The following is a 20605-nucleotide window of genomic DNA, read 5'->3' as shown; positions in this document are numbered from 1 at the left end:
GTGGGGTCAGCTGGCGGCGATCGTGCGTACGGCCGACAGCGGCACCGTGATGTGGACGTTGCCGTCGTGGCGCTCCACCCGGGCGACGAAGCCGGCGTTGCCGACGGTCCGCAGCAGCTTGTCGTTCGAGCCCTCCGTGATGAAGGTCAGGCGGGCGGCGCCCTGGGCCTTGGCGCGACCGGCTGCCTGCTTGACCAGCATCGTGCCGAGGCCGTGACCCTGCCAGGCGTCCTCGATGAGCAGCTGGAACGTCCACACCGAGTCGACGGCCTCGAGCAGGCCGTGGCCGACGACGTCGAGCCCGACCTGGGCCACGAGCGCGACGCCGGACTCCGGAGCCACCAGGCGGCGGGCCATGCGCGTCGTCATCGGCATCCGCAACGGCACCTGGTATCGGTCGTAGAGCGTCTCCACGCTGCAGCGCTCGTGCAGCGCTGACACGGCCTCGATGTCGGCGAGCGTCGCCTCGCGCACGATCGGCACGTGGTGTCGGGGCGACGGTGAGATCAGTGGGGTCTCGTAGCCGGCGTCGCTGACCAGCGACAGCAGCGCCTGCGCTCGTGCCCGCTCGACGGCGGTGAACGGGATGGCCCGGCTGATGCGCAGGACCGAGCCGTTGCGACGGGTCAGGTCGAGGACGTCGTGGCCGCGGTAGTCGGCCACGTCCGGAGGTTCGGTCTCGAGCAGCTCGCGCAGCACCTCCTCGGCGTCGCGACCCTCCTCGATGACCTGGTGCACGCCGTGGAGGTAGCGCGTGGGCGCGTCGGTCAGCGAGTCGTCACTGACCCTGGTGACCGAGACCTGCGCTCCGCCGGCATCCTCGAAGAGCTCGGCGAGCTGGAGGTCGCCCCAGCCCTCCGGCGCACTGACGACGAACTCGTCCGTCACCCGTGGGCTCGTCGGGAAGACCTGCATGCCGAGGATGTTGACGTCGGATCGACCGCAGGCCAGCGCGATCTCGGCAAGGATTCCCGGCCGGTCGACAAGTGTCGTACGGATGCGCCACATCATGCTGTCAGCGTGGCGCCTGGAGTTTGCGGCGCTGCGTCGCCCGTGTTTCGGCCAGGCAAATCCTTGGTGCGGCCACCGGCAGCCGTACGCCGCGGTGACAGCGGATTTCACAACCGCACGTCGGCGCTGATATCCTTGAGGACGAAGTGGAGGTCCACCTCCCACCTGCTTGGTCCACGACCTTGGGGTTACGCCGGTTCACCAGCACGATCCGAACCGGCCGACGGCGTTATTCCTGCGGGAATACGCCACTGGTGGCTTCCGTTTTGTACGGGGGCCATTTTTTCTTGGCCTCCCACACGATCTCAGGAGGATCCATCACCACAGAGCTGCGCGTCAACGACCGAATCCGCGTTCCCGAAGTACGCCTCGTCGGTCCTGGCGGTGAACAGGTGGGCATCGTCCGTATCGAAGATGCCCTTCGACTGGCAGCGGAAGCTGATCTCGATCTTGTCGAGGTGGCTCCGACGGCTCGGCCGCCTGTCTGCCGTCTCATGGACTACGGCAAGTTCAAGTACGAGACCGCACAGAAGGCACGCGAGTCCCGCCGCAACCAGACCAACACCATCATCAAAGAGATGAAGTTGCGTCCGAAGATCGATCAGCACGATTACGACACCAAGAAGGGTCACGTCGTCCGATTCCTCAAGGCCGGCGACAAGGTCAAGATCACCATCATGTTCCGCGGTCGTGAGCAGCACCGCCCCGAGCTGGGCTACCGGCTGCTGCAGCGGCTCGCCGCTGACGTCGAGGACCTCGGTTTCATCGAGTCCAACGCCCGTCAGGACGGACGCAACATGACGATGGTGCTCGGCCCGCACAAGAAGAAGTCCGAGGCCCAGGCCGAGGTCAAGGCCGAGAAGGTCAAGACCACGGCAGCCAAGGCCGCCGAGAAGGACGCCGAGGCCGCTGAGGTCAAGGCGCACCGCGAGGCCGCCCAGAAGACCGCAACACCCAAGAAGCCACGTCGGCGTTCTGAGAACCTCGACCCAGACATGGAGGCATAAATGCCGAAGTTCAAGCCCCACTCGGGGATGAAGAAGCGCGTCAAGGTCACCGGCAGCGGCAAGCTGCGCCGGGAGCAGACCAACCGTCGCCACCTGCTCGAGGTCAAGTCCTCGTCGCGCAAGCGCCGTCTCGAAGGTTCGACCGACGTGGCCAAGGCCGACGTCAAGCGCGTGAAGAAGATGCTCGGTCTCTGACCGCGCCCCCCGACATACCGAAACTCTGAAGGAGAACTGAGATGGCACGCGTCAAGCGCTCTGTCAATGCACAGAAGAAGCGCCGCCAGACACTGGAGCGCGCTGCGGGCTACCGCGGCCAGCGTTCGCGGCTCTACCGCAAGGCCAAGGAGCAGGTCACCCACTCGCTGGTCTACAGCTACCGTGACCGCAAGGCCAAGAAGGGCGACTTCCGTCGTCTCTGGATCCAGCGCATCAACGCTGCCGTCCGCGCCGAGGGCATGACCTACAACCGCTTCATCCAGGGCCTCAAGGCTGCTGGTGTCGAGGTCGACCGCAAGATCCTCGCCGAGCTCGCCGTTCACGAGCCGGCCGCGTTCTCCGCGCTCGTCCAGACCGCGAAGGACAACCTTCCGGCCGACGTCAACGCACCCAAGGACGGCGCCGCGGCCTGACCGCGGCAACGTACCCCTGTGGCGAGTTCGCCCGGTGAGCTCACCGTCCGCTCAGGACGCGTGAAGCACACCCGGCGGCTCGCCACTCGTGCGTTCCGGGCCGAGACCGGGGAGTTCCTCGCAGAGGGCCCGCAGGCCGTACGTGAGGCGTTGACGGTCTCCGGCGCCGTGGTCGAGGTGTTCGCCACCGAGACCGGCACGGCCCAGCACGGCGACCTCGCCGAGGCGGCCCGAGAGGCAGCGGTGCCGTGGCACGTGGTCGCCGACGACGTCGTGGACTCGATCGCCGACACCGTCCAGCCGCAGGGCCTCGTGGCCCGCTGCCGCATCCCTGAGTCGTCGTTGGCGGCGCTGCTCGCCACGACCCCCGGGTTCATCGTGGTGTGCGCCGACATCCGCGACCCCGGCAACGCCGGCGCGGTGATCCGCTGCGCCGACGCGGCCGGCGCCGACGGCGTGGTGCTCGTCGGCGACAGCGTCGATCCCTACAACCCGAAGTCCGTACGCGCGACCGTCGGCAGCATCTTCCACCTTCCCGTCGTCGTCGAGCGCGACATCGCCGGCGCCCTGACGAGCCTGCGCGACCTGGGCCTGCAGGTCCTGGCCGCCGACGGCGGTGGCCAGCTGGGCCTGTTCGACGATGCGCTCGACCTGACCCGGCCGACGGCGTGGCTCATGGGCAACGAGGCGTGGGGACTCCCGGCCCGGACCCGTGACCTGGCCGATCACGTCGTGTCCGTCCCGATCTACGGCCGGGCCGAGAGCCTCAACCTCGCGACGGCGGCGGCGGTGTGTCTCTACGCGTCGGCGCGGGCCCGAGCCGACGCCTGAACCGGTCGGCCTGAGTCGTCGCCGCCCCCGGTTGGTACTACATTCAGGAGCCATGGACCTCGACGACTTCCCGGACGGCATCATCATCGCCGGGCCTGACGCCAAGGTCCTCTACGTCAACGAGCGCATCCGCGTCATGGCGCGAGCCGATGGCGACGAGATGATCGGCATGCACCTCAGCGATGCCGTGCCGTTCGACGACCTCAGCGGCAACTCCTGGTACGACTCCACGCGGCCGTACGACGGCATCGCCACGCGCAAGCGCATCTCCGAGCAGGCGTGGTGGTCGCCCAAGGGCAGCGAGTACCTCATCACGGCCTCCCTCGTCCGCGAGCGCCCGGCCGGTCCGGTCCGGCGCGTCGTGGTGAGCGTCCGCAACGCGCGCATCCGCAACCAGCGAGACCGCGAGCGCTCCGACCTCGTCGCGACCGTGGCGCACGAGCTCCGGTCGCCCCTGACCGGCATCAAGGGGTTCACCTCAACGCTGTTGACCAAGTGGGACAAGTTCTCCGAGGAGCAGCGTCAATTCATGCTCGAGACCGTCGACGCCGACGCGGACCGGCTGAGCCGGCTCATCACCGAGCTGCTCGACGCGGCACGCATCGATGCCGGCCGGCTGACCCTCAAGCGCGGCCCGGTGAAGCTCGACGAGATTGTCCGGCACGTCATGACGAACGTGTCCGGCGGCGCCGCAGAACCGTTCGAGATCAGCATCGGGGACGACCTCGACCTGATCTGGGGCGACAGCGATCGCATCACCCAGGTCGTGACGAACCTCGTCGAGAACGCGATGCGCCATGGCTTCGGTCTCCGCGAGCTCGTGGTGCAGAACGAGCAACGAGCCGAGGGCGGAGTCGTCCTCGAGGTGCACGACAACGGGCCCGGGATCCCCGAGGAGATGCGCCAGCGGGTGTTCAGCCGGTTCTGGCGAGCCGGACCCGGAGCGGGCAGCGGTCTCGGCATGTACATCGTGCGCGGCATCGTCGAGGAGCACGGGGGAGTCATCGACATCCTCGACGCCGAGGGTGGTGGCGCCTTGATCAGGTCGTGGTTCCCGATCAACGAGCCCGACACGATGACCGACTGATCACACCCCTCACTAGACTGACCGTCGTGGTCCCGACGTGTGTCCGGGAACCGAGCCATCGAAAGTCAGGTCTGCTGTGTCCGCGCCCAATTCCTCGTACGACCCCGTTGAGGTCACCCCGCTGCGTGCCGATGAGGTCGAGCGCATGCGCGACGAGGCACTGGCCGCCATCGCGGCCGCCGACACCCTCGACGCACTGAAGCAGGCTCGCATCGACCATGCCGGGGACCGTTCGCCGCTGGCGCTGGCCAATCGCGAGATCGGCGCCCTCCCGCCGCAGGCGCGCAAGGAGGCCGGGCAGCGGGTCGGCCAAGCCCGCGGTGCGATCAACCAGGCCCTCGCCGCCAAGACCGAGGAGGTCGAGGCGGCCGAGGAGGAGCGCGCGCTCGTCACCGAGGCGGTCGACGTGACGCTCCCGTGGGACGTCGAGCCCGTCGGCGCCCGCCACCCCGTCACCACCTTGTCCGAGCACATCGCCGACATCTTCGTCGCGATGGGCTGGGAGATCGCCGAGGGGCCCGAGGTCGAGGCCGAGTGGCTCAACTTCGACGCGCTCAACCTCGGACCTGACCACCCCGCACGCACGATGCAGGACACGTTCTGGGTCACCCCGGAGCGCGCCGCGATGGTGTTGCGCACCCACACCTCGCCCGTGCAGGCGCGCACGATGCTGACGCGCAAGCCGCCGATCTACATCGCCTGCCCCGGCCGGGTCTTCCGCACCGACGAGCTCGACGCCACCCATTCGCCGGTGTTCCACCAGGTCGAGGGCCTGGCGATCGACGAGGGCCTCTCGATGGGGCACCTCAAGGGGACGCTCGACCACTTCGCCCAGGCGATCTACGGCGACGGCATGACGACCCGGTTCCGGCCGTCCTACTTCCCGTTCACCGAGCCGAGCGCCGAGATGGACCTGCTCTGCTACGTCTGCCACAACGAGCCCGACGCCGTCGCCGACTGCCGTACGTGCAAGGGCGAGGGCTGGGTCGAGTGGGGCGGCTGCGGAGTCGTCAACCCGCGCGTCCTGATCGCCTGCGGCGTCGACCCCGAGCGCTACTCGGGCTTCGCGTTCGGCATCGGCATCGATCGCACGATCACGTCCCGCTACGACATCGCGGACCTCCGCGACCTGTTCGACGGCGACATCCGTTTCACCCAGCCGTTCGGAGTAGAGCTGTGAAAGTACCGGTCACCTGGCTGCGCGAGCTGGTCAAGGTCCCCGAGTCGGTCACGACCGAGCAGCTCGCTGCCCGGCTGACCGAGTTCGACCTCAAGCTCGAGGAGATCATCTCGTCGGGCATCAGCGGTCCCTTGGTCGTCGGCCGCGTGCTGTCGCTCGTCAAGGAGCCGCAGAAGAACGGCAAGACGATCAACTGGTGCCGCGTCGACGTCGGTCCGGAGCACAACGACGCCGAAGGTGCCCGCGGCATCGTCTGCGGAGCGCACAACTTCGGCGAGGGCGACCTCGTCGTGGTGTCCCTGCCCGGAACCGTCCTGCCCGCCCTCGCCGAGTTCATCCCGGGCGGCAAGATCAGCGCGCGCAAGACCTACGGCCACGTGTCGGACGGCATGATCTGTTCCGCGGCCGAGCTGGGTCAGTCGGGTGACTCCAGCGGCATCATCGTGCTCGAGGCGGAGTCGGCAGCCCCCGGCGACGATGCGATCGCCCTGCTCGGCCTCGGAGACGAGGTGCTGGACCTCGAGGTCAACCCCGACCGTGGCTACGCGCTGTCGATGCGGGGCGTCGGCCGCGACACCGCTCTGGCCTACGGCCTCGAGTTCGCCGACCCGGCCGACCTGGAGGTGCCGAGCACGGGGGAGGGCTATCCCGTACACGTGGAGGACCCCGACGCCTGCCCGGTCTTCGCCGCCCGGGCGGTCACCGGCTTCGACCCGTCCCGGCCGACGCCGCCGTGGATGGCGCAGCGCATCGAGCAGGCCGGCATGCGATCGATCTCGCTGGCAGTCGACATCACCAACTACGTCATGCTCGAGCTCGGCCACCCCATCCACGGCTTCGACCTGTCCAGCCTGCGGGGCCCGATCGTCGTACGGCGCGCCACGGAGGGCGAGAAGATCACGACGCTCGACGGTGTGGTGCGGACCCTGTCGACCGACGACACCGTCGTGACGGACGATCGTGGCCCGATCAGCCTCGCCGGCGTCATGGGCGGCGAGGAGACGGAGCTCTCCGCGACGACGACGGACATCCTCATCGAGGCAGCGCACTGGAAGGCGCCGATGATCGCTCGCACGGCACGCCTGCACAAGCTGCCGTCCGAGGCGTCCAAGCGGTACGAACGCGGTGTCGATCCCGAGCTGCCGGCCCGCGCGACCCAGCGGGTCGCCGAGCTGCTCGCCGAGCTCGGCGGCGCGACGATCGCCGACGAGCTCACGGTCGTCGGCTCCCCGAGCCCGCGGCCCGCCGTCGAGATGTCGATCGGCCTGCCGACCCGGGTGTCCGGTGTCGACATCGATGCCGCGGCCGTGGTCACGGCGCTCGAGGGCAACGGCTGTGACGTCGCGCTGGACCACGAGACGCTGGCGGCGACGCCGCCCAGCTGGCGCTTCGACCTCAACGACCCCAACGACCTCGTCGAGGAGGTGCTGCGCGTTGTCGGCTACGACCAGGTGCCGTCGATCGTCCCGACCGCTCCGGCCGGGCGTGGCCTGACCGTGGCGCAGAAGCTGCGTCGGCGGGCCGGCACGGTGCTCGCCGGCGACGGCCTGGTCGAGGTCAAGACCTTCCCGTTCGCGGGCACCGCCGACTTCGACCGGCTCGGTCTCCCCGCCGACGACGTCCGACGCAGGCAGGTCGTCCTGGAGAACCCGCTGTCCGCCGAGGAGCCGGGTCTCACGACGACGCTGCTCACCGGGCTGCTCAAGAGCCTGGCGCTCAACATCGGCCGCGGGCACTCCGACGTGCACATCACCGAGACCGGGCGCGTCTTCCTGCCGAAGTCGGCCGAGGCCGAGGCGCCGATCTACGGCGTCGACCGTCGCCCCACCGACGACGAGATCGCCGCGTTCGGCGCCGCCCTGCCCGACCAGCCGCACCACGTCGGGCTCGTCATGAGCGGCGAGCGCATCCGCTCGGGCTGGGCCGGTCCCGGCCGGCAGGTCGCGTGGGCCGACGCCCTCGCCGTCGTGCAGCACCTCGCCGAGGAGCTGCACGTCGCGATCGAGGTGCAGCAGGCCCAGGTCATGCCGTGGCATCCCGGCCGGTGCGCCGCGATCGTGCTCGACGGCGTGCCGATCGGGCACGCCGGCGAGCTGCACCCCCGGGTCCTCAAGGCGTACGGCCTGCCGGCGCGCGTCGTCGCGGCTGAGATCGACCTCGATGCCCTGATCGATGCCTCTCCGGAGATCGGGCCTCGCCCGGACTTCTCGTCGTTCCCCGTCGCCAAGGAGGACCTCGCGCTGATCGTCGGTGACGACGTGCCCGCGGCGGCGGTGCACGCTGCGCTGGCCGGCGCGAGTCCACTGATCGAGTCGGTTCGGCTGTTCGACGTCTACTCCGGCGACCAGGTGCCTGACGGCAGCAAGTCGCTGGCCTTCGCCCTGCGCCTCCGGGCGCCGGATCGCACGCTGACCGACGAGGACATCAAGGGCGCCCGCGACGCGGCCGTCGCTGCAGCCGGGTCGCTGGGCGCCGCCCTGCGCACCTAGAAGGTGACGGTGGGCGGCACCTCCTGGCCTTCGGGAGCGTTGTAGAACTCGCGAGCGTGCACGCCGGCGATGCCGGTGAAGAGCAGCCACGGGATCGTCCGGACCAGGCCGTTGAGCTTGGCGACGGCGTCGTTGTAGTACTGCCGGGCGAAAGAGATCTTGTTCTCCGTGTCGGCGAGCTCGGCCTGCAGCGACTGGAAGTTGGCCGACGCCTTGAGATCGGGATAGGCCTCGGCGACGGCGAGCACGTCGATGATGGCCTTGTCGAGCTTGGCCTCGGCGGCTGCCTTCTCCTGCACGGTGCCGTTCTTGGCTGCCGCAGCTGCGCCGGCGCGCGCCTCGGTGACGGCCTCGAAGACCCCCTTCTCGTGCTGTGCGTAGCCCTTGACCGTGTTGACGAGGTTGGGGATGAGGTCAGCGCGCCGGGTCAGCTGGACATCGATCCCGCCGAGCGCCTCCTGGGCGCCGATGTCGACCCGACGCAGCTTGTTGAACGCATAGACGGTGAACAGCGCCAGCACGACGACGACCGCCAGGACGATCCACAGCATGAGTGCTCCTCGTTGAGTGAGATGAGTGGTGCAGGACTACCAGGAACCGCCACCGCCGCCGCCACCGCCGCCGCCACCACCGCCGCCGCCACCACCGCCGCCGCCACCGGAGGAGGACGAGGACTGCGTGGCCGAGTAGGCGCTGATCGACGAGGCCAGTGAGGACTCGAATCCGGAGAAGGCATCGTTGCTGCCGAAGAACGAGTGACCCGTGCTCGTCGACGTCCCGCCGCCGTACCAGGTGGGCACGGGCGGCTCGGTCCCGGTCGCGAGCTGGTACTTGCGGGCCCAGCGGTCGGCGCAGTCGAACGCGACGGCGTACGGGATGAACGCCGTGTAGAGGTCCTGCCGGCCGCTGAAGTCGAAGCGGTCCTGCGCCGAGTCGGTGGAGAGCAGGCGCTTGAAGCCCGCGGCACGGGACCAGAGGTCGCGTCCGAGCGTCGTACGACGACGGCCGACGCCGACGGTCATCAGCCCGATGCCGCCGACGACGAACCCGGCGAGGGGCAGGAGGTACATCGACACAGGCGGGTTGAAGAAGATGCCCATCACGAGCAGCAGGGCCGCTGCAGCGATGACGGCCAGCTGTGAGGCCTGCTCCGAACCGGCCCGCCGCTGCGCGCCCACGCCGTCGGCCCAGGCGCTCGCCTGGGCGGGCAGTGCGCCACGCACCGACTGCAGCTTCTTGCCGGCGCTCACCGACTTCGGGCTGGACTTGAAGTGGGACCCGGGCTGGGTGACGCCCAGGGACTTCCCGACGAAGCGAGTGACGTCGTCGGTCCTGGCCCAGGCATCCGCATCGCCGACGCCGGTGACGGTCCACGACTTGCCGCCGTTGTCGGTCAGGGTCGTGAGGCCCTGCTCGGCCTGGTAGAGCAGCGTCGCCACCAGTCCGCGCGACGGCACCGTCTCGGTGATCACGTAGGCGGTCTGCACCGGACCGAGCCCGGGCGGTGGCTCGTACATCACCGGGGTTCCCGGCTCCTTCTCCCGCGAGCGTCGGTCGAGGACGTAGCCGAGCGCGAGCGTGCCGAGGGTGATCGCCGCGATCACGCCGAAGGCGCTCGTGCTGGTGCCGAGCGCGCGATCGGCGGCGACGGGCCATGGCACCGTGACCCGGTCGGGCGTCTCGATCGGCAGGCCGATGCGGACGGTCACGGGAGTGCGTGGCGACAAGGGGCCGGTGCTGACCGTGACCCGGTCGGTGCCCGCGCCCTTGATGTCGCACGTGCCGGTGCCGTCGAAGCTCGACGTGCACTGCACCTTGCCGGACTTGACGGGCAGGGTCATGTTGACGGTGGACTTGTCGATGTTCATCTGCCAGCCCTGCGCGACGACGTTCCAGTAGAACACCGACTGGGCCTGCTGCTCGTCGGTCCAGCTCGAGGACGCGAACGTCCCCGGGCCGGCCGTCGCAGGCGCGAGGGCGCCGTCGATCCGGTAGGTGATCGTGTAGACGTGCGTGCCGGGCGAGACGTACGAGTCGGGGTCGCCGATCTTGGCGACGCGGAAGTGCCGGCCCTTCTGCCACTGCATCTCGTACGGGACCTTGCCGCCGTCGAGGGTGACCTTGATGTCCTTGGGAATCAACCGGATGTTCTTGTCGGAGGGGTCGGTGAGGTCCCAGAACCGGAAGATCCCGTGCCGCCCGGTGGGGAACTCCGTCGTGAGCTGCTCCTTGGCGACGAGGTCGCCGTCGGCCGTCACGACGTAGTCAGCCGTGTAGTCGGAGATGCGGACGGGGTCTGGGCCGCTCGTGGTCTCGGAGGTCGGCGCCAACGCGAACGCGGCGGGGAGGAACACGACTCCTGCGGCGACAAGGAGCGCCAGCGCTCGCAGGAGGATCCGCATGGCATGCATCCTAGGGGTCAAGCACGTCGCTCCCGCGCGGAATCCGGCAGCCGACCCCGAATGCAAGAAATTGCAGAGGTGTGCAAGAATGTGAGTCATGTCCAAAGTCCTCACGACCCTGCCCGCGGGTGAACGCGTCGGTATCGCGTTCTCCGGCGGCCTCGACACCTCCGTAGCCGTCGCATGGATGCGCGACAAGGGCGCGATCCCGTGCACCTACACCGCCGACATCGGCCAGTACGACGAGCCGGACATCGCGGGGATCCCGGGGCGGGCGATGCAGTACGGCGCCGAGCTGGCCCGATCGATCGACTGCAAGCGCCCGCTGGTCGACGAGGGCCTGGCGGCGCTGGCGTGCGGGGCGTTCCACATCAGGTCCGCCGGGCGTACGTACTTCAACACCACGCCGCTCGGGCGCGCCGTGACCGGCACGCTGCTCGTACGGGCGATGCACGAGGACGGCGTCGACATCTGGGGCGACGGCTCGACCTTCAAGGGCAACGACATCGAGCGGTTCTACCGCTACGGGCTCCTGGCCAACCCCGAGCTGCGGATCTACAAGCCGTGGCTCGACGCGGACTTCGTGCACGAGCTGGGCGGTCGCACCGAGATGAGCGCATGGCTGCTCGCCCACGACCTGCCCTACCGGGACAGCCAGGAGAAGGCCTACTCGACCGACGCCAACATCTGGGGCGCGACGCACGAGGCCAAGACCCTGGAGCACCTCGACACCTCGCTGGAGTCCGTCGAGCCGATCATGGGCGTCAAGTTCTGGGACCCCAAGGTCGAGATCGAGACGGAGGACGTCACGGTCTCGTTCGAGGCGGGACGCCCCGTGGCGATCAACGGGTCGACGTTCGGCGGCGATCCTGTCGCGCTGGTCCACGAGGCCAACGCGATCGGTGGCCGGCACGGTCTCGGCATGTCTGACCAGATCGAGAACCGCATCATCGAGGCCAAGAGCCGGGGCATCTACGAGGCGCCGGGCATGGCGCTGCTGCACATCGCGTACGAGCGCCTCGTCAACGCGATCCACAACGAGGACACGATCGCCAACTTCCACCAGCACGGCCGTCGTCTCGGTCGGCTGATGTACGAGGGCCGGTGGCTCGACCCGCAGGCGATGATGCTGCGGGAGTCCGTCCAGCGCTGGATCGCCTCCGTCGTCTCGGGCGAGGTCACGATCCGGCTGCGTCGCGGCGAGGACTACTCGATCATCGACACGCAGGGCTCGACGTTCTCGTACCACCCCGAGAAGCTCTCGATGGAGCGCACCGAGAACGCGGTCTTCGGCCCGACGGACCGCATCGGCCAGCTGACGATGCGCAACCTCGACATCGCGGACTCGCGGGCGATGCTGGAGCTCTACGCCGCCCAGCCGCTCGACCAGGGGCAGGTGCTGGTCGAGAACGGCACGTTGTTCGGCGAGCTGCCGGCCGGTGGCGCGACGCGCATCGAGGCCAACCCGGCCGTGGCCGGGGACGAGGAGCAGGCGCTCGACGCCGCGGCCATGGAGTTCGGCACCGACTGAGCACCTGACCACCCCGACCACGAACTCTGCAAAGGTGGAGAGATGACCACGATCACCGCAGCCGTCGCCGGCGCCAGCGGATACGTCGGCGGCGAGGTCCTTCGTACGCTGCTCGCGCACCCCGACGTCGAGATCGGCGCCGTGACCGCCGCGTCCAGCGCGGGCAGCACGCTGGGGCAGCACCAGCCGCACCTCGTGCCGCTCGCCGACCGCGTTCTCGAGCCCACGACGGCCGAGGTCCTGGCCGGTCACGACGTCGTCTTCCTGGGGCTGCCCCACGGCACCTCGGCCGCGATCGCCGGCCAGCTCGGGGACGACACGCTCGTCATCGACTGCGGCGCCGACTTCCGCCTGCAGAGCGCGGACGACTGGGAGACCTTCTACGGCGGAGACCACGCCGGCACCTGGCCCTACGGACTTCCCGAGCTGCCCGGGCAGCGCGACGTGCTGGCCGGCGCCAAGCGCATCGCAGTGCCGGGATGCTTCCCGACCGCTTCGACGCTCACGATCATGCCGGCGCTGGCGGCCGGCCTCATCGCACCTGACATCACGGTCGTCGCCCCGACGGGGGCCTCCGGAGCCGGCAAGTCGCTGAAGCCGCACCTGCTGGGCTCGGAGATGATGGGTCAAGCCAGCGCCTACGGCGTCGGAGGCGTGCACCGCCACACGCCCGAGATCGAGCAAAATCTCGAGCTCGTCGACGGCACCCGTCCCACGGTGTCGTTCACGCCGATCCTGGCCCCGATGTCGCGCGGCATCCTTGCCACGGTCTCCGCCCCGGCCCTCGACGGGGTGACGGCCGACGACGTGCGCGCGGCATACCTCAAGGCGTACGCCGACGAGCCGTTCGTGCACGTGCTGCCGGAGGGACAGTGGCCGCAGACCAAGGCCGTGCTCGGCGCCAACATGCTGCACGTGCAGGTCACGCTCGACGCGCGGGCGGGCAAGGTCGTCGCGATCGGCGCGATGGACAACCTCGCCAAGGGCACGGCCGGCGGAGCCATCCAGTCGATGAACATCGCCCTGGGCCTGCCGGAGACCGCGGGCCTCACCCAGATCGGAGTCGCACCGTGAGCCTTTCCCACGAGTGCGTGACCGCCCTGCTCGGCGTTCACGACACCTTGTCCAGCTGCGCTTCCGCGGGGACCCCGGCATGAGCGTCACCGCCGCCAAGGGCTTCGTCGCCGCAGGCGTCCCGGCCGGACTCAAGTCGACCGGGGCCCCCGACGTCGCGGTCGTGGTCAACACCGGCCCGTCCAAGGCCGCCGCCGCGGTCTACACGAGCAACCGTTGCAAGGCCAATCCGGTCCTGTGGAGCGAGGAGGCCATCAAGGGCGGCACGGCCATCGCCGTGGCGATCAACTCCGGCGGGGCCAACTGCTACACCGGCCCCGAGGGCTTCATCACGACGCACCAGACCGCGGAGACGGTCGCCGACGAGCTCGGTGTGGGCGCGGTCGACGTCCAGGTGTGCTCGACCGGCCTGATCGGCCTGCTCAACGATCGCGAGCAGCTGCTGTCCGGTGTACGAGCAGCAGTCGACGGCCTCAGCGCCGACGGCGGGCATGCCGCCGCCACGGCGATCATGACGACCGACACCGTGGCGAAGGAAGCCGTGGTCCACGGCGACGGCTGGACCGTCGGCGGCATGGCCAAGGGTGCCGGGATGCTGGCTCCCGCCCTGGCGACGATGCTCGTGGTCCTCACCACCGACGCCGACGTCGACGCAGGGACGGCGGATGCCGCCCTGCGCGCCGCCTCGGCCCAGTCGTTCGACCGCCTAGACTCCGACGGCTGCCAGTCGACCAACGACACCGTGCTGCTGATGGCCAGCGGGGCATCGGGCGTGGCCCCTGACCCCGAGGCGTTCACCGAGGCCGTCACGACGGTCTGCAAGGACCTCGCGCTGCAGCTGCTCGCCGACGCCGAGGGCGCCGACCACGAGATCGCGATCGAGGTGGTCAACGCCGCGTCCGTCGACGACGCCCTCGAGGTCGGCCGCTCGGTCGCCCGCAGCAACCTGTTCAAGTGCGCGATCTACGGCAAGGACCCCAACTGGGGCCGCATCCTCGCCTCGGTCGGCACGACCCAGGCCGCGTTCGATCCGGCCGACCTCGACGTGGCGCTCAACGGCGTCTGGGTGTGCCGCAGGAGCGGGCCGGGGGAGTCGCCCGACGCGATCGACCTGTCCGAACGCGCGGTGTCGGTGACGATCGACCTCAAGTCGGGCGCCGAGACGGGCACCATCTGGACCAACGACCTCACGCAGGCGTACGTCCACGAGAACTCGGCGTACTCCTCATGACCGGTTCCATGAGGTTGGCCGCCTCCGCCACGTTCACGTCCGCGGTCTTGACGCGGTCGACGACTGAAACCCACCACCCCGATTCCTTGCAGAAGGTGCACCATGACACCTGAGTCAGACGCCGAGCTCGCCACGCCCGACGAGTGGCAGCCCGAGGACTGGAAGAAGGCCACCGACAAGGCCGCCACCCTCGCGCAGGCCCTGCCGTGGCTGAAGAAGTACCACGGCAAGGTCGTCGTGGTGAAGTACGGCGGCAACGCCATGACCGACGAGACGCTCAAGCGCGCCTTCGCCGAGGACATCGTGTTCCTGCGGCTCGCCGGCTTCAAGCCGGTCGTCGTGCACGGCGGCGGACCGCAGATCAGCGCGATGCTCGACAAGCTCGGCATCGAGTCGGAGTTCCGTGGCGGGCTGCGCGTCACGACACCCGAGACGATGGACGTCGTGCGCATGGTGCTGACCGGGCAGGTCGGCCGTGAGCTCGTGGGACTGCTCAACCAGCACGGCGACCTGGCCGTGGGGCTGTCCGGCGAGGACGGGGGCCTGTTCACGGCCGAGAAGACCACGCCGGTCATCGACGGGGTCGAGACCGACATCGGTCTGGTGGGTGAGGTCGTGGGCGTGCGTCCCGAGGCCGTGCTGGACCTGATCGAGGCCGGCCGCATCCCGGTCGTCTCCACGGTCGCGCCCGACGCCGACGGTCAGGTCCACAACGTCAACGCGGACACCGCCGCCGCGGCGCTGGCGGTGGCCCTCGACGCCGAGAAGCTCCTGGTGCTCACCGACGTCGAGGGGCTCTACGCCGACTGGCCCAACAGCTCCGACGTGATCGGCGAGATCAGCCCCGAGGCACTGGCGGAGATCATCCCGGGCCTGTCGACGGGCATGATCCCCAAGATGACGGCGTGCCTCAAGGCCGTGCAGGAGGGAGTCCGCCTCGCCACCGTGATCGACGGCCGTGAGCCGCACGCGGTGCTCCTCGAGATCTTCACCGACGAGGGCGTGGGCACGCAGGTCGTCCCCGGCGCGGAGACCCGCATCCGTACGGCCTTGTACTCGACGAGCGTCACCAAGCAGGCGAAGGGATCGACGCCATGACCGTGGACGACTGGATGGAGCGCTACCAAGGCGCCGTCATGAACACCTTCGGGCCCCCGCAGGGTGTCCTGGTCCGGGGCGAGGGTGCCTATGTCTGGGACGCCGACGGCACCCGCTATCTGGACCTGCTGGGCGGCATCGCGGTCAACGCCTTGGGCCACGGGCATCCAGCGATCCTCGACGCCGTGACGCGCCAGCTCGGCACCCTGGGCCACATCTCCAACTTCTTCACCTCGCAGCCGCAGGTCGAGCTGGCCGAGAAGCTGCTCGACCTGGTCGGGCACGAGGGCCGGGTGTTCTTCACCAACTCGGGCACCGAGGCCAACGAGGCAGGCTTCAAGGCGACCCGGCGCACCGGCCGCACGCGGGTCGTCGTCGCCGAGGGATCGTTCCACGGCCGGACGATGGGCGCCCTAGCGCTGACCTCCAAGGAGGCCTACCGCGCCCCGTTCGAGCCCTTGCCGGGTGACGTGACCTGGGTGCCCTACGGCGACGTGGTCGCGCTGGAGGCGGCCGTCGACGACACCGTGGCGGCGGTCCTACTGGAGCCCATCCAGGGCGAGGCCGGCGTCGTCGTGCCGCCCGACGGCTACCTGCGCGCCGCACGCGACATCACCACGCAGCACGGCGCACTGCTCTGGCTCGACGAGGTGCAGACCGGGATCGGCCGCACGGGTGCGTGGTTCGCCCACGCCGAGTCCGGCATCGTCCCCGATCTCGTGACGGTCGCCAAGGGGCTCGGCGGCGGCATCCCGATCGGCGCGTGCATCGCGCTCGGCGACGCCGGAAGTCTCCTGCAGCCCGGCAACCACGGCACGACGTTCGGCGGCAACCCCGTCGCCACGGCCGCCGCACTGGCCGTGATCGCGACGATCGAGTCCGAGGGCCTGCTCGACAACGCACTCCGGATCGGCGACGCCTTCCGCGACGGGCTGGCCGACCATCCGCTCGTCACGCAGACGACCGGCCGAGGGTTGCTCGTGGGCATCGTCCTTGCCGCGCCGGTCGCAGCCGACGTGCAGCAGGCCGCGCTCGCCGCCGGCATCATCCTCAACAACGCCACGCCCGACCGCCTGCGTCTGGCACCTCCGCTGATCCTCACGACGGAGCAGGCCGAGCACGCCGTGGCGGTGCTCAGGCAGATGCTCGACGAGGTGACGGCATGAGACATTTTCTGCGCGACGACGACCTCAGTCCGGCCGAGCAGGCCGAGGTGCTGGCGCTCGCCGCCGAGCTCAAGGCCGATCCCTACGGGCGCAAGCCGCTGGCCGGGCCGCAGACGGTCGCTGTGATGTTCGACAAGGCCTCGACCCGCACCCGGGTGTCGTTCGCCGTCGGCGTGGCGGACCTCGGCGGCAACCCGCTGATCATCGACAAGGCCACGACGCAGGGGGCCCGTGGTGAGTCGATCGCCGACACCGCGCGGGTGCTCGGCCGCATGACCAGCGCGATCGTCTGGCGTACGTACGCCCAGGCGGGGCTCGACGAGATGGCCGCGAACGCCGGCGTGCCGGTCGTGAACGCGCTCAGCGACGACTTCCACCCCTGCCAGATCCTGGCCGACTGGCAGACCGTCGTCGAGCACAAGGGCCGGCTCGCCGGCTTGACCGTCGCGTACCTGGGCGACGGCGCCAACAACATGGGCCACTCCTACCTGCTGGGTGGCGCGACCGCCGGGATGCACGTGCGGGTCGGCGCACCGGCGGGCTACCAGCCCGATCCGGTGATCGTCGGCGACGCCGAGAAGATCGCGGGGGAGACGGGCGGGTCCGTGTCGGTCACCGGCGATCCTCGTGCAGCGATCTCGGGGGCCGACGTCGTCATCACGGACACCTGGATCTCGATGGGCCAGGAGGCCGAGAAGGAGGCTCGGCTCGCACTGTTCGGTGACTTCGCGATCACCGCCGAGTCGCTCGCGCTCGCCGCACCGGACGCTATCGTGCTGCACTGCCTCCCGGCCTATCGCGGGCTGGAGATCTCGTCCGAGGTCCTCGACGGCCCGCAGAGCGTCGTCTGGGACGAGGCCGAGAACCGCCTCCACGCCCAGAAGGCCCTGCTCGTGTGGCTGCTCGAGAAGGCCGAAGCATGACCGAGCGAAGCGAGGGAATCTTCAGGCACTCAGGCCGACGCCGTCATATCATTGGGTTCTTCTTGGCGGTGGCGGCATGACGATCCCGCCGACCAAGGCCGCCCGTCAGCAGCTGATCGTGGAGCTGCTGGGCCACCAGCTCGTCCGGTCGCAAGGCGATCTCGCCGAGCTGCTCGACTCGCATGGTGTCAACGCGACCCCGTCGACGATCTCGCGCGACCTCGTCGAGCTCGACGCCGTCCGCGTACGACATCCCGACGGCGGCCTCGTCTATGCGGTGCCGGCCGAGGGCGGCGACCGTACGCCCCGGCCCGCGACCGGAAGCGCGTCAGGGCACGCCCGGCTCGCGAAGATCCTGCGCGAGCTCATGGTGACGGCCGAGGGATCGGCCAACCTCGTGGTGCTGCGCACCCCGCCCGGGGCGGCGCAGTACCTCGCCTCCGCGATCGACCACGCCTCGCAGCACGACCTGCTCGGCACGATCGCAGGTGACGACACCGTCATGCTGATCTGCCGCGAGCCCGACGGCGGGCAGGCCGTCGCCGAACGATTCGCGGCGATCGCCGCCTCCACACCGAAGGAACCGACGTGACCGACACCCCTGACACCTCGCAGACCGGCGAGGGGACCAGCCTGTGGGGCGGACGCTTCGCCTCCGGACCGTCGCCGGAGCTCGTCGAGCTCTCTCGGTCCACGCACTTCGACTGGCGACTCGCACCGTACGACCTCGCCGGCTCCCGCGCCCATGCGATGGTGCTGCAGGCGGCGGGGTTGCTGAGCCGTGACGACCTGACGGCGCTCATCGCCGGCATCGACGCACTGGCCGCCGACGTCGAGTCGGGCGCCTTCGTGGCCCTGCCGGAGGACGAGGACGTGCACACCGCGCTCGAGCGCGGACTGCTGGAACGGCTCGGTCCGGAGCTGGGCGGTCGCCTGCGTGCGGGACGCTCGCGCAACGACCAGGTGGCGACCCTGTTCAAGATGTATCTGCGTGACCACGGCAAGGTCATCAGCCGGCTGGTGCGCGAGCTCGCCGAGGCGCTGGCGACCCAGGCCGAGCAGCACCTCGACGTCGCGATGCCGGGCCGGACGCACCTGCAGCATGCCCAGCCCGTGCTGCTCTCGCACCACCTGCTGGCGCACGCCTGGCCGCTCGTGCGCGACCTCGAACGCCTCACCGACTGGGACGCCCGGGTCGGCGCGGACTCTCCCTACGGATCCGGTGCCCTGGCCGGGTCGTCGCTGGGGCTCGACCCCGAGAAGGTCGCCGCGGACCTCGGGTTCAGCGGGTCCACGGCCAACTCGATCGACGGCACGGCGTCCCGCGACTTCGTCGCCGAGTTCGCCTTCGTCACGGCACAGATCGGCATCGACGTGTCCCGCCTGGCCGAGGAGATCATCCTCTGGAACACCAAGGAGTTCGGCTTCGTCACGCTGCACGACGGCTACTCGACGGGCTCGAGCATCATGCCGCAGAAGAAGAACCCCGACATCGCCGAGCTCGCCCGCGGCAAGTCCGGGCGGCTGATCGGCAACCTGGCCGGCCTGCTCGCGACGCTCAAGGCCCTGCCCCTGGCCTACAACCGCGACCTGCAGGAGGACAAGGAGCCCGTGTTCGACTCGATCGACACGCTCGAGGTCCTGCTGCCGGCCTTCACCGGCATGATCGCGACCCTGACCTTCGACACCGAGCGCATGGAGTCGTTGGCGCCGCAGGGGTTCGCCCTCGCGACGGACATCGCCGAGTGGCTCGTGCGCCAGGGTGTGCCGTTCCGCGACGCCCACGAGATCTCGGGTGCCTGCGTCCAGGCGTGCGAGCAGCGGGGCATCGAGCTCTGGGACCTCACCGACGACGACTTCGCCGCGATCTCGCCCGCGCTGACCCCGGAGGTGCGCGAGGTCCTGACGGTCGAGGGATCGTTGGCGTCGCGTGACTCCCGCGGCGGCACGGCTCCCGTACGCGTGACGGAGCAGCTCGCCGAGCTGCGCGCGAAGGTCGCCCGGCACGGCTGACCGGGCGACCTCCGACGCGGCTGCCGCTAGCTCGTCCCGGAGACCACGAGCATCTCGCACGGCCCTTCGAAGCCGTCCGGCCCCTCGAACTGCGTCAGCTGCTCGGTGATCTCGGACCACACGTCCTCACGGTCTGCCGCGTCGACGCCCGACAGCATCTGGTGCAGCGCGCCGAACGACTCGCGCTCGAACTGAACGCACTCGGCAGCACTCCGCACCCGTACGGGCGACGGCACCGTGGTCACCGTGACGTCGGTCAGCCCCGCGCGGGCGAAGACATCCTCGGCGACGCCGGGGGAGCCGAGGCTGAACGGCCCGGGCTGGCCCGGCGCGGGCGGCGGCAGCTCGGCGCGCCGACGGATGATGCCCACCGGGATCGAGAAGAACGCGTTGCGGTCCGCGGTCGAGTAGACGACTGCGGAGACCCGCCCGCCGGGCCGCAGGGCGCGGCACATCTCGGCGAGGGCGGCCAGCTGGTCCGGGAAGTAGATGAGGCCGACCCGGGAGACGGCGGCATCGTAGACGCCTTCCTCGACGGCCGAGAGATCCTCGCCGTCGGCGACCAAGGTCGTGATGTTCGACAGGCCGGCCTCCTCCGCGACGTGACGGGCCCACTCGAGGATCGCCGGCGAGATGTCGGTGGCCAGCACCTCCCCGGTGGGGCCGGCCCGGCGCGCCGCGACGAGGGTCTGGCCGCCGGCTCCGGCAGCGACGTCGAGCACGCGGCTGCCCGCTGTGACGCCGGCGTCGTCCAGCATGACCTCGGTGGCCGCGCCGAGCCAGGACTCGATCGTGGGGTTCCAGCGGTGCCACGCCTCGGCGGCGTTCTCCCACTGGGCTCGGGTGGTGCTCTTGAACTGGACGGGATCGAACGTGATGGACATGAGGAGCTCCTGACGGGTGGCGACTGGTTCGCCTCCGAGTCCAGCCGTT

Annotated in this window: 19 protein-coding genes; 15 read left to right on the top strand and 4 right to left on the bottom strand. The window is 69.9% G+C overall.

What is annotated here, in order from left to right:
* Positions 1 to 6: 6 nt before the first annotated feature.
* Positions 7 to 1011, bottom strand: a complete 1005-nt coding sequence (locus AB0N22_RS05280) for a GNAT family N-acetyltransferase (RefSeq protein ID WP_364636877.1) — start codon at positions 1009 to 1011, stop codon at positions 7 to 9.
* A gap of 146 nt (positions 1012 to 1157) precedes the next feature.
* Here AB0N22_RS05280 and infC point away from each other — a divergent pair, with 146 nt between their 5' ends.
* The 7 genes from infC (at position 1158) to pheT (ending at position 8234) form a co-directional block, all read left to right on the top strand.
* Positions 1158 to 2018, top strand: coding sequence for a translation initiation factor IF-3 (gene infC, locus AB0N22_RS05275; RefSeq protein ID WP_364636875.1), 861 nt, complete (start codon positions 1158 to 1160; stop codon positions 2016 to 2018).
* Positions 2019 to 2213 carry a 50S ribosomal protein L35 gene (rpmI, locus tag AB0N22_RS05270; protein ID WP_056214226.1) on the top strand — a complete coding sequence of 65 codons (195 nt, stop codon included), beginning with the start codon at positions 2019 to 2021 and terminating at the stop codon, positions 2211 to 2213.
* 41 nt (positions 2214 to 2254) lie between these two features.
* The gene (gene rplT / locus AB0N22_RS05265; RefSeq protein WP_056214223.1) at positions 2255 to 2647 is read left to right on the top strand and encodes a 50S ribosomal protein L20; all 393 of its coding nucleotides are present in this window, start codon (positions 2255 to 2257) and stop codon (positions 2645 to 2647) included.
* Between the two features lie 60 nt (positions 2648 to 2707).
* Positions 2708 to 3478 (top strand): RNA methyltransferase, encoded by a 771-nt coding sequence (locus AB0N22_RS05260; RefSeq protein WP_364636872.1) that lies wholly within the window; start codon positions 2708 to 2710, stop codon positions 3476 to 3478.
* 52 nt (positions 3479 to 3530) lie between these two features.
* Positions 3531 to 4565 carry an ATP-binding protein gene (locus AB0N22_RS05255; RefSeq protein WP_364636870.1) on the top strand — a complete coding sequence of 345 codons (1035 nt, stop codon included), beginning with the start codon at positions 3531 to 3533 and terminating at the stop codon, positions 4563 to 4565.
* A gap of 76 nt (positions 4566 to 4641) precedes the next feature.
* Positions 4642 to 5745: a phenylalanine--tRNA ligase subunit alpha gene (gene pheS / locus AB0N22_RS05250; protein WP_364636868.1), complete on the top strand. Its 1104-nt coding sequence runs from the start codon at positions 4642 to 4644 to the stop codon at positions 5743 to 5745.
* Positions 5742 to 8234, top strand: a complete 2493-nt coding sequence (pheT, locus tag AB0N22_RS05245) for a phenylalanine--tRNA ligase subunit beta (RefSeq protein ID WP_364636866.1) — start codon at positions 5742 to 5744, stop codon at positions 8232 to 8234. Before pheS ends, pheT begins: the two co-directional genes overlap by 4 nt.
* On the opposite strand, the gene AB0N22_RS05240 is transcribed toward pheT, so the two are convergent.
* Both AB0N22_RS05240 and AB0N22_RS05235 read right to left on the bottom strand, forming a co-directional pair.
* Complete coding sequence (locus tag AB0N22_RS05240) at positions 8231 to 8785, bottom strand: LemA family protein (RefSeq protein ID WP_364636864.1); 555 nt, start codon at positions 8783 to 8785, stop codon at positions 8231 to 8233. The genes pheT and AB0N22_RS05240 overlap by 4 nt on opposite strands.
* A gap of 36 nt (positions 8786 to 8821) precedes the next feature.
* Positions 8822 to 10636 carry a DUF2207 domain-containing protein gene (locus AB0N22_RS05235; RefSeq protein WP_364636862.1) on the bottom strand — a complete coding sequence of 605 codons (1815 nt, stop codon included), beginning with the start codon at positions 10634 to 10636 and terminating at the stop codon, positions 8822 to 8824.
* A gap of 97 nt (positions 10637 to 10733) precedes the next feature.
* Here AB0N22_RS05235 and argG point away from each other — a divergent pair, with 97 nt between their 5' ends.
* The 8 genes from argG (at position 10734) to argH (ending at position 19672) form a co-directional block, all read left to right on the top strand.
* Positions 10734 to 12167: an argininosuccinate synthase gene (gene argG, locus AB0N22_RS05230; RefSeq protein WP_364636860.1), complete on the top strand. Its 1434-nt coding sequence runs from the start codon at positions 10734 to 10736 to the stop codon at positions 12165 to 12167.
* Positions 12168 to 12209: 42 nt separating this feature from the next.
* A complete protein-coding gene (argC, locus tag AB0N22_RS05225; protein ID WP_364636858.1) occupies positions 12210 to 13241 on the top strand; it encodes an N-acetyl-gamma-glutamyl-phosphate reductase in 1032 nt (343 codons plus the stop codon).
* Positions 13242 to 13320: 79 nt separating this feature from the next.
* Positions 13321 to 14472, top strand: a complete 1152-nt coding sequence (gene argJ / locus AB0N22_RS05220; protein WP_364636856.1) for a bifunctional glutamate N-acetyltransferase/amino-acid acetyltransferase ArgJ — start codon at positions 13321 to 13323, stop codon at positions 14470 to 14472.
* Positions 14473 to 14574: 102 nt separating this feature from the next.
* Positions 14575 to 15570, top strand: a complete 996-nt coding sequence (argB, locus tag AB0N22_RS05215; protein WP_364636854.1) for an acetylglutamate kinase — start codon at positions 14575 to 14577, stop codon at positions 15568 to 15570.
* Complete coding sequence (locus tag AB0N22_RS05210) at positions 15567 to 16736, top strand: acetylornithine transaminase (protein ID WP_364636852.1); 1170 nt, start codon at positions 15567 to 15569, stop codon at positions 16734 to 16736. Before argB ends, AB0N22_RS05210 begins: the two co-directional genes overlap by 4 nt.
* Positions 16733 to 17659, top strand: a complete 927-nt coding sequence (gene argF / locus AB0N22_RS05205; protein WP_364636850.1) for an ornithine carbamoyltransferase — start codon at positions 16733 to 16735, stop codon at positions 17657 to 17659. Before AB0N22_RS05210 ends, argF begins: the two co-directional genes overlap by 4 nt.
* Positions 17660 to 17735: 76 nt before the next feature.
* Positions 17736 to 18251, top strand: coding sequence for an arginine repressor (locus AB0N22_RS05200; protein ID WP_364636848.1), 516 nt, complete (start codon positions 17736 to 17738; stop codon positions 18249 to 18251).
* On the top strand, positions 18248 to 19672 hold the full coding sequence (gene argH / locus AB0N22_RS05195; protein ID WP_364636846.1) for an argininosuccinate lyase: 1425 nt from the start codon (positions 18248 to 18250) through the stop codon (positions 19670 to 19672). The genes AB0N22_RS05200 and argH overlap by 4 nt, the downstream gene beginning before the upstream one ends.
* A gap of 26 nt (positions 19673 to 19698) precedes the next feature.
* Here the strand turns inward: argH and AB0N22_RS05190 are convergent, their stop codons facing one another.
* Positions 19699 to 20556: a class I SAM-dependent methyltransferase gene (locus AB0N22_RS05190; RefSeq protein WP_364636844.1), complete on the bottom strand. Its 858-nt coding sequence runs from the start codon at positions 20554 to 20556 to the stop codon at positions 19699 to 19701.
* Between the last annotated feature and the right edge of the window lie 49 nt (positions 20557 to 20605).

Origin of the sequence: Aeromicrobium sp. NPDC092404, assembly GCF_040684095.1 — a bacterium.
Lineage (GTDB): Bacteria > Actinomycetota > Actinomycetes > Propionibacteriales > Nocardioidaceae > Aeromicrobium.
Note: the sequence above shows the minus strand (reverse complement) of the source record. Positions and strands in the feature narration are given on the sequence as shown.

Coding starts and splice junctions, on each gene's coding strand:
- AB0N22_RS05190 (WP_364636844.1), bottom strand. CDS start 20,556: ATGTCCATCACGTTCGATCCCGTCCAGTTCAAGAGCACCACCCGAGCC.
- AB0N22_RS05255 (WP_364636870.1), top strand. CDS start 3,531: ATGGACCTCGACGACTTCCCGGACGGCATCATCATCGCCGGGCCTGAC.
- rplT (WP_056214223.1), top strand. CDS start 2,255: ATGGCACGCGTCAAGCGCTCTGTCAATGCACAGAAGAAGCGCCGCCAG.
- argB (WP_364636854.1), top strand. CDS start 14,575: ATGACACCTGAGTCAGACGCCGAGCTCGCCACGCCCGACGAGTGGCAG.
- argJ (WP_364636856.1), top strand. CDS start 13,321: ATGAGCGTCACCGCCGCCAAGGGCTTCGTCGCCGCAGGCGTCCCGGCC.
- AB0N22_RS05235 (WP_364636862.1), bottom strand. CDS start 10,636: ATGCGGATCCTCCTGCGAGCGCTGGCGCTCCTTGTCGCCGCAGGAGTC.
- AB0N22_RS05240 (WP_364636864.1), bottom strand. CDS start 8,785: ATGCTGTGGATCGTCCTGGCGGTCGTCGTCGTGCTGGCGCTGTTCACC.
- AB0N22_RS05200 (WP_364636848.1), top strand. CDS start 17,736: ATGACGATCCCGCCGACCAAGGCCGCCCGTCAGCAGCTGATCGTGGAG.
- AB0N22_RS05280 (WP_364636877.1), bottom strand. CDS start 1,011: ATGATGTGGCGCATCCGTACGACACTTGTCGACCGGCCGGGAATCCTT.
- rpmI (WP_056214226.1), top strand. CDS start 2,019: ATGCCGAAGTTCAAGCCCCACTCGGGGATGAAGAAGCGCGTCAAGGTC.
- argC (WP_364636858.1), top strand. CDS start 12,210: ATGACCACGATCACCGCAGCCGTCGCCGGCGCCAGCGGATACGTCGGC.
- AB0N22_RS05210 (WP_364636852.1), top strand. CDS start 15,567: ATGACCGTGGACGACTGGATGGAGCGCTACCAAGGCGCCGTCATGAAC.
- argF (WP_364636850.1), top strand. CDS start 16,733: ATGAGACATTTTCTGCGCGACGACGACCTCAGTCCGGCCGAGCAGGCC.
- argG (WP_364636860.1), top strand. CDS start 10,734: ATGTCCAAAGTCCTCACGACCCTGCCCGCGGGTGAACGCGTCGGTATC.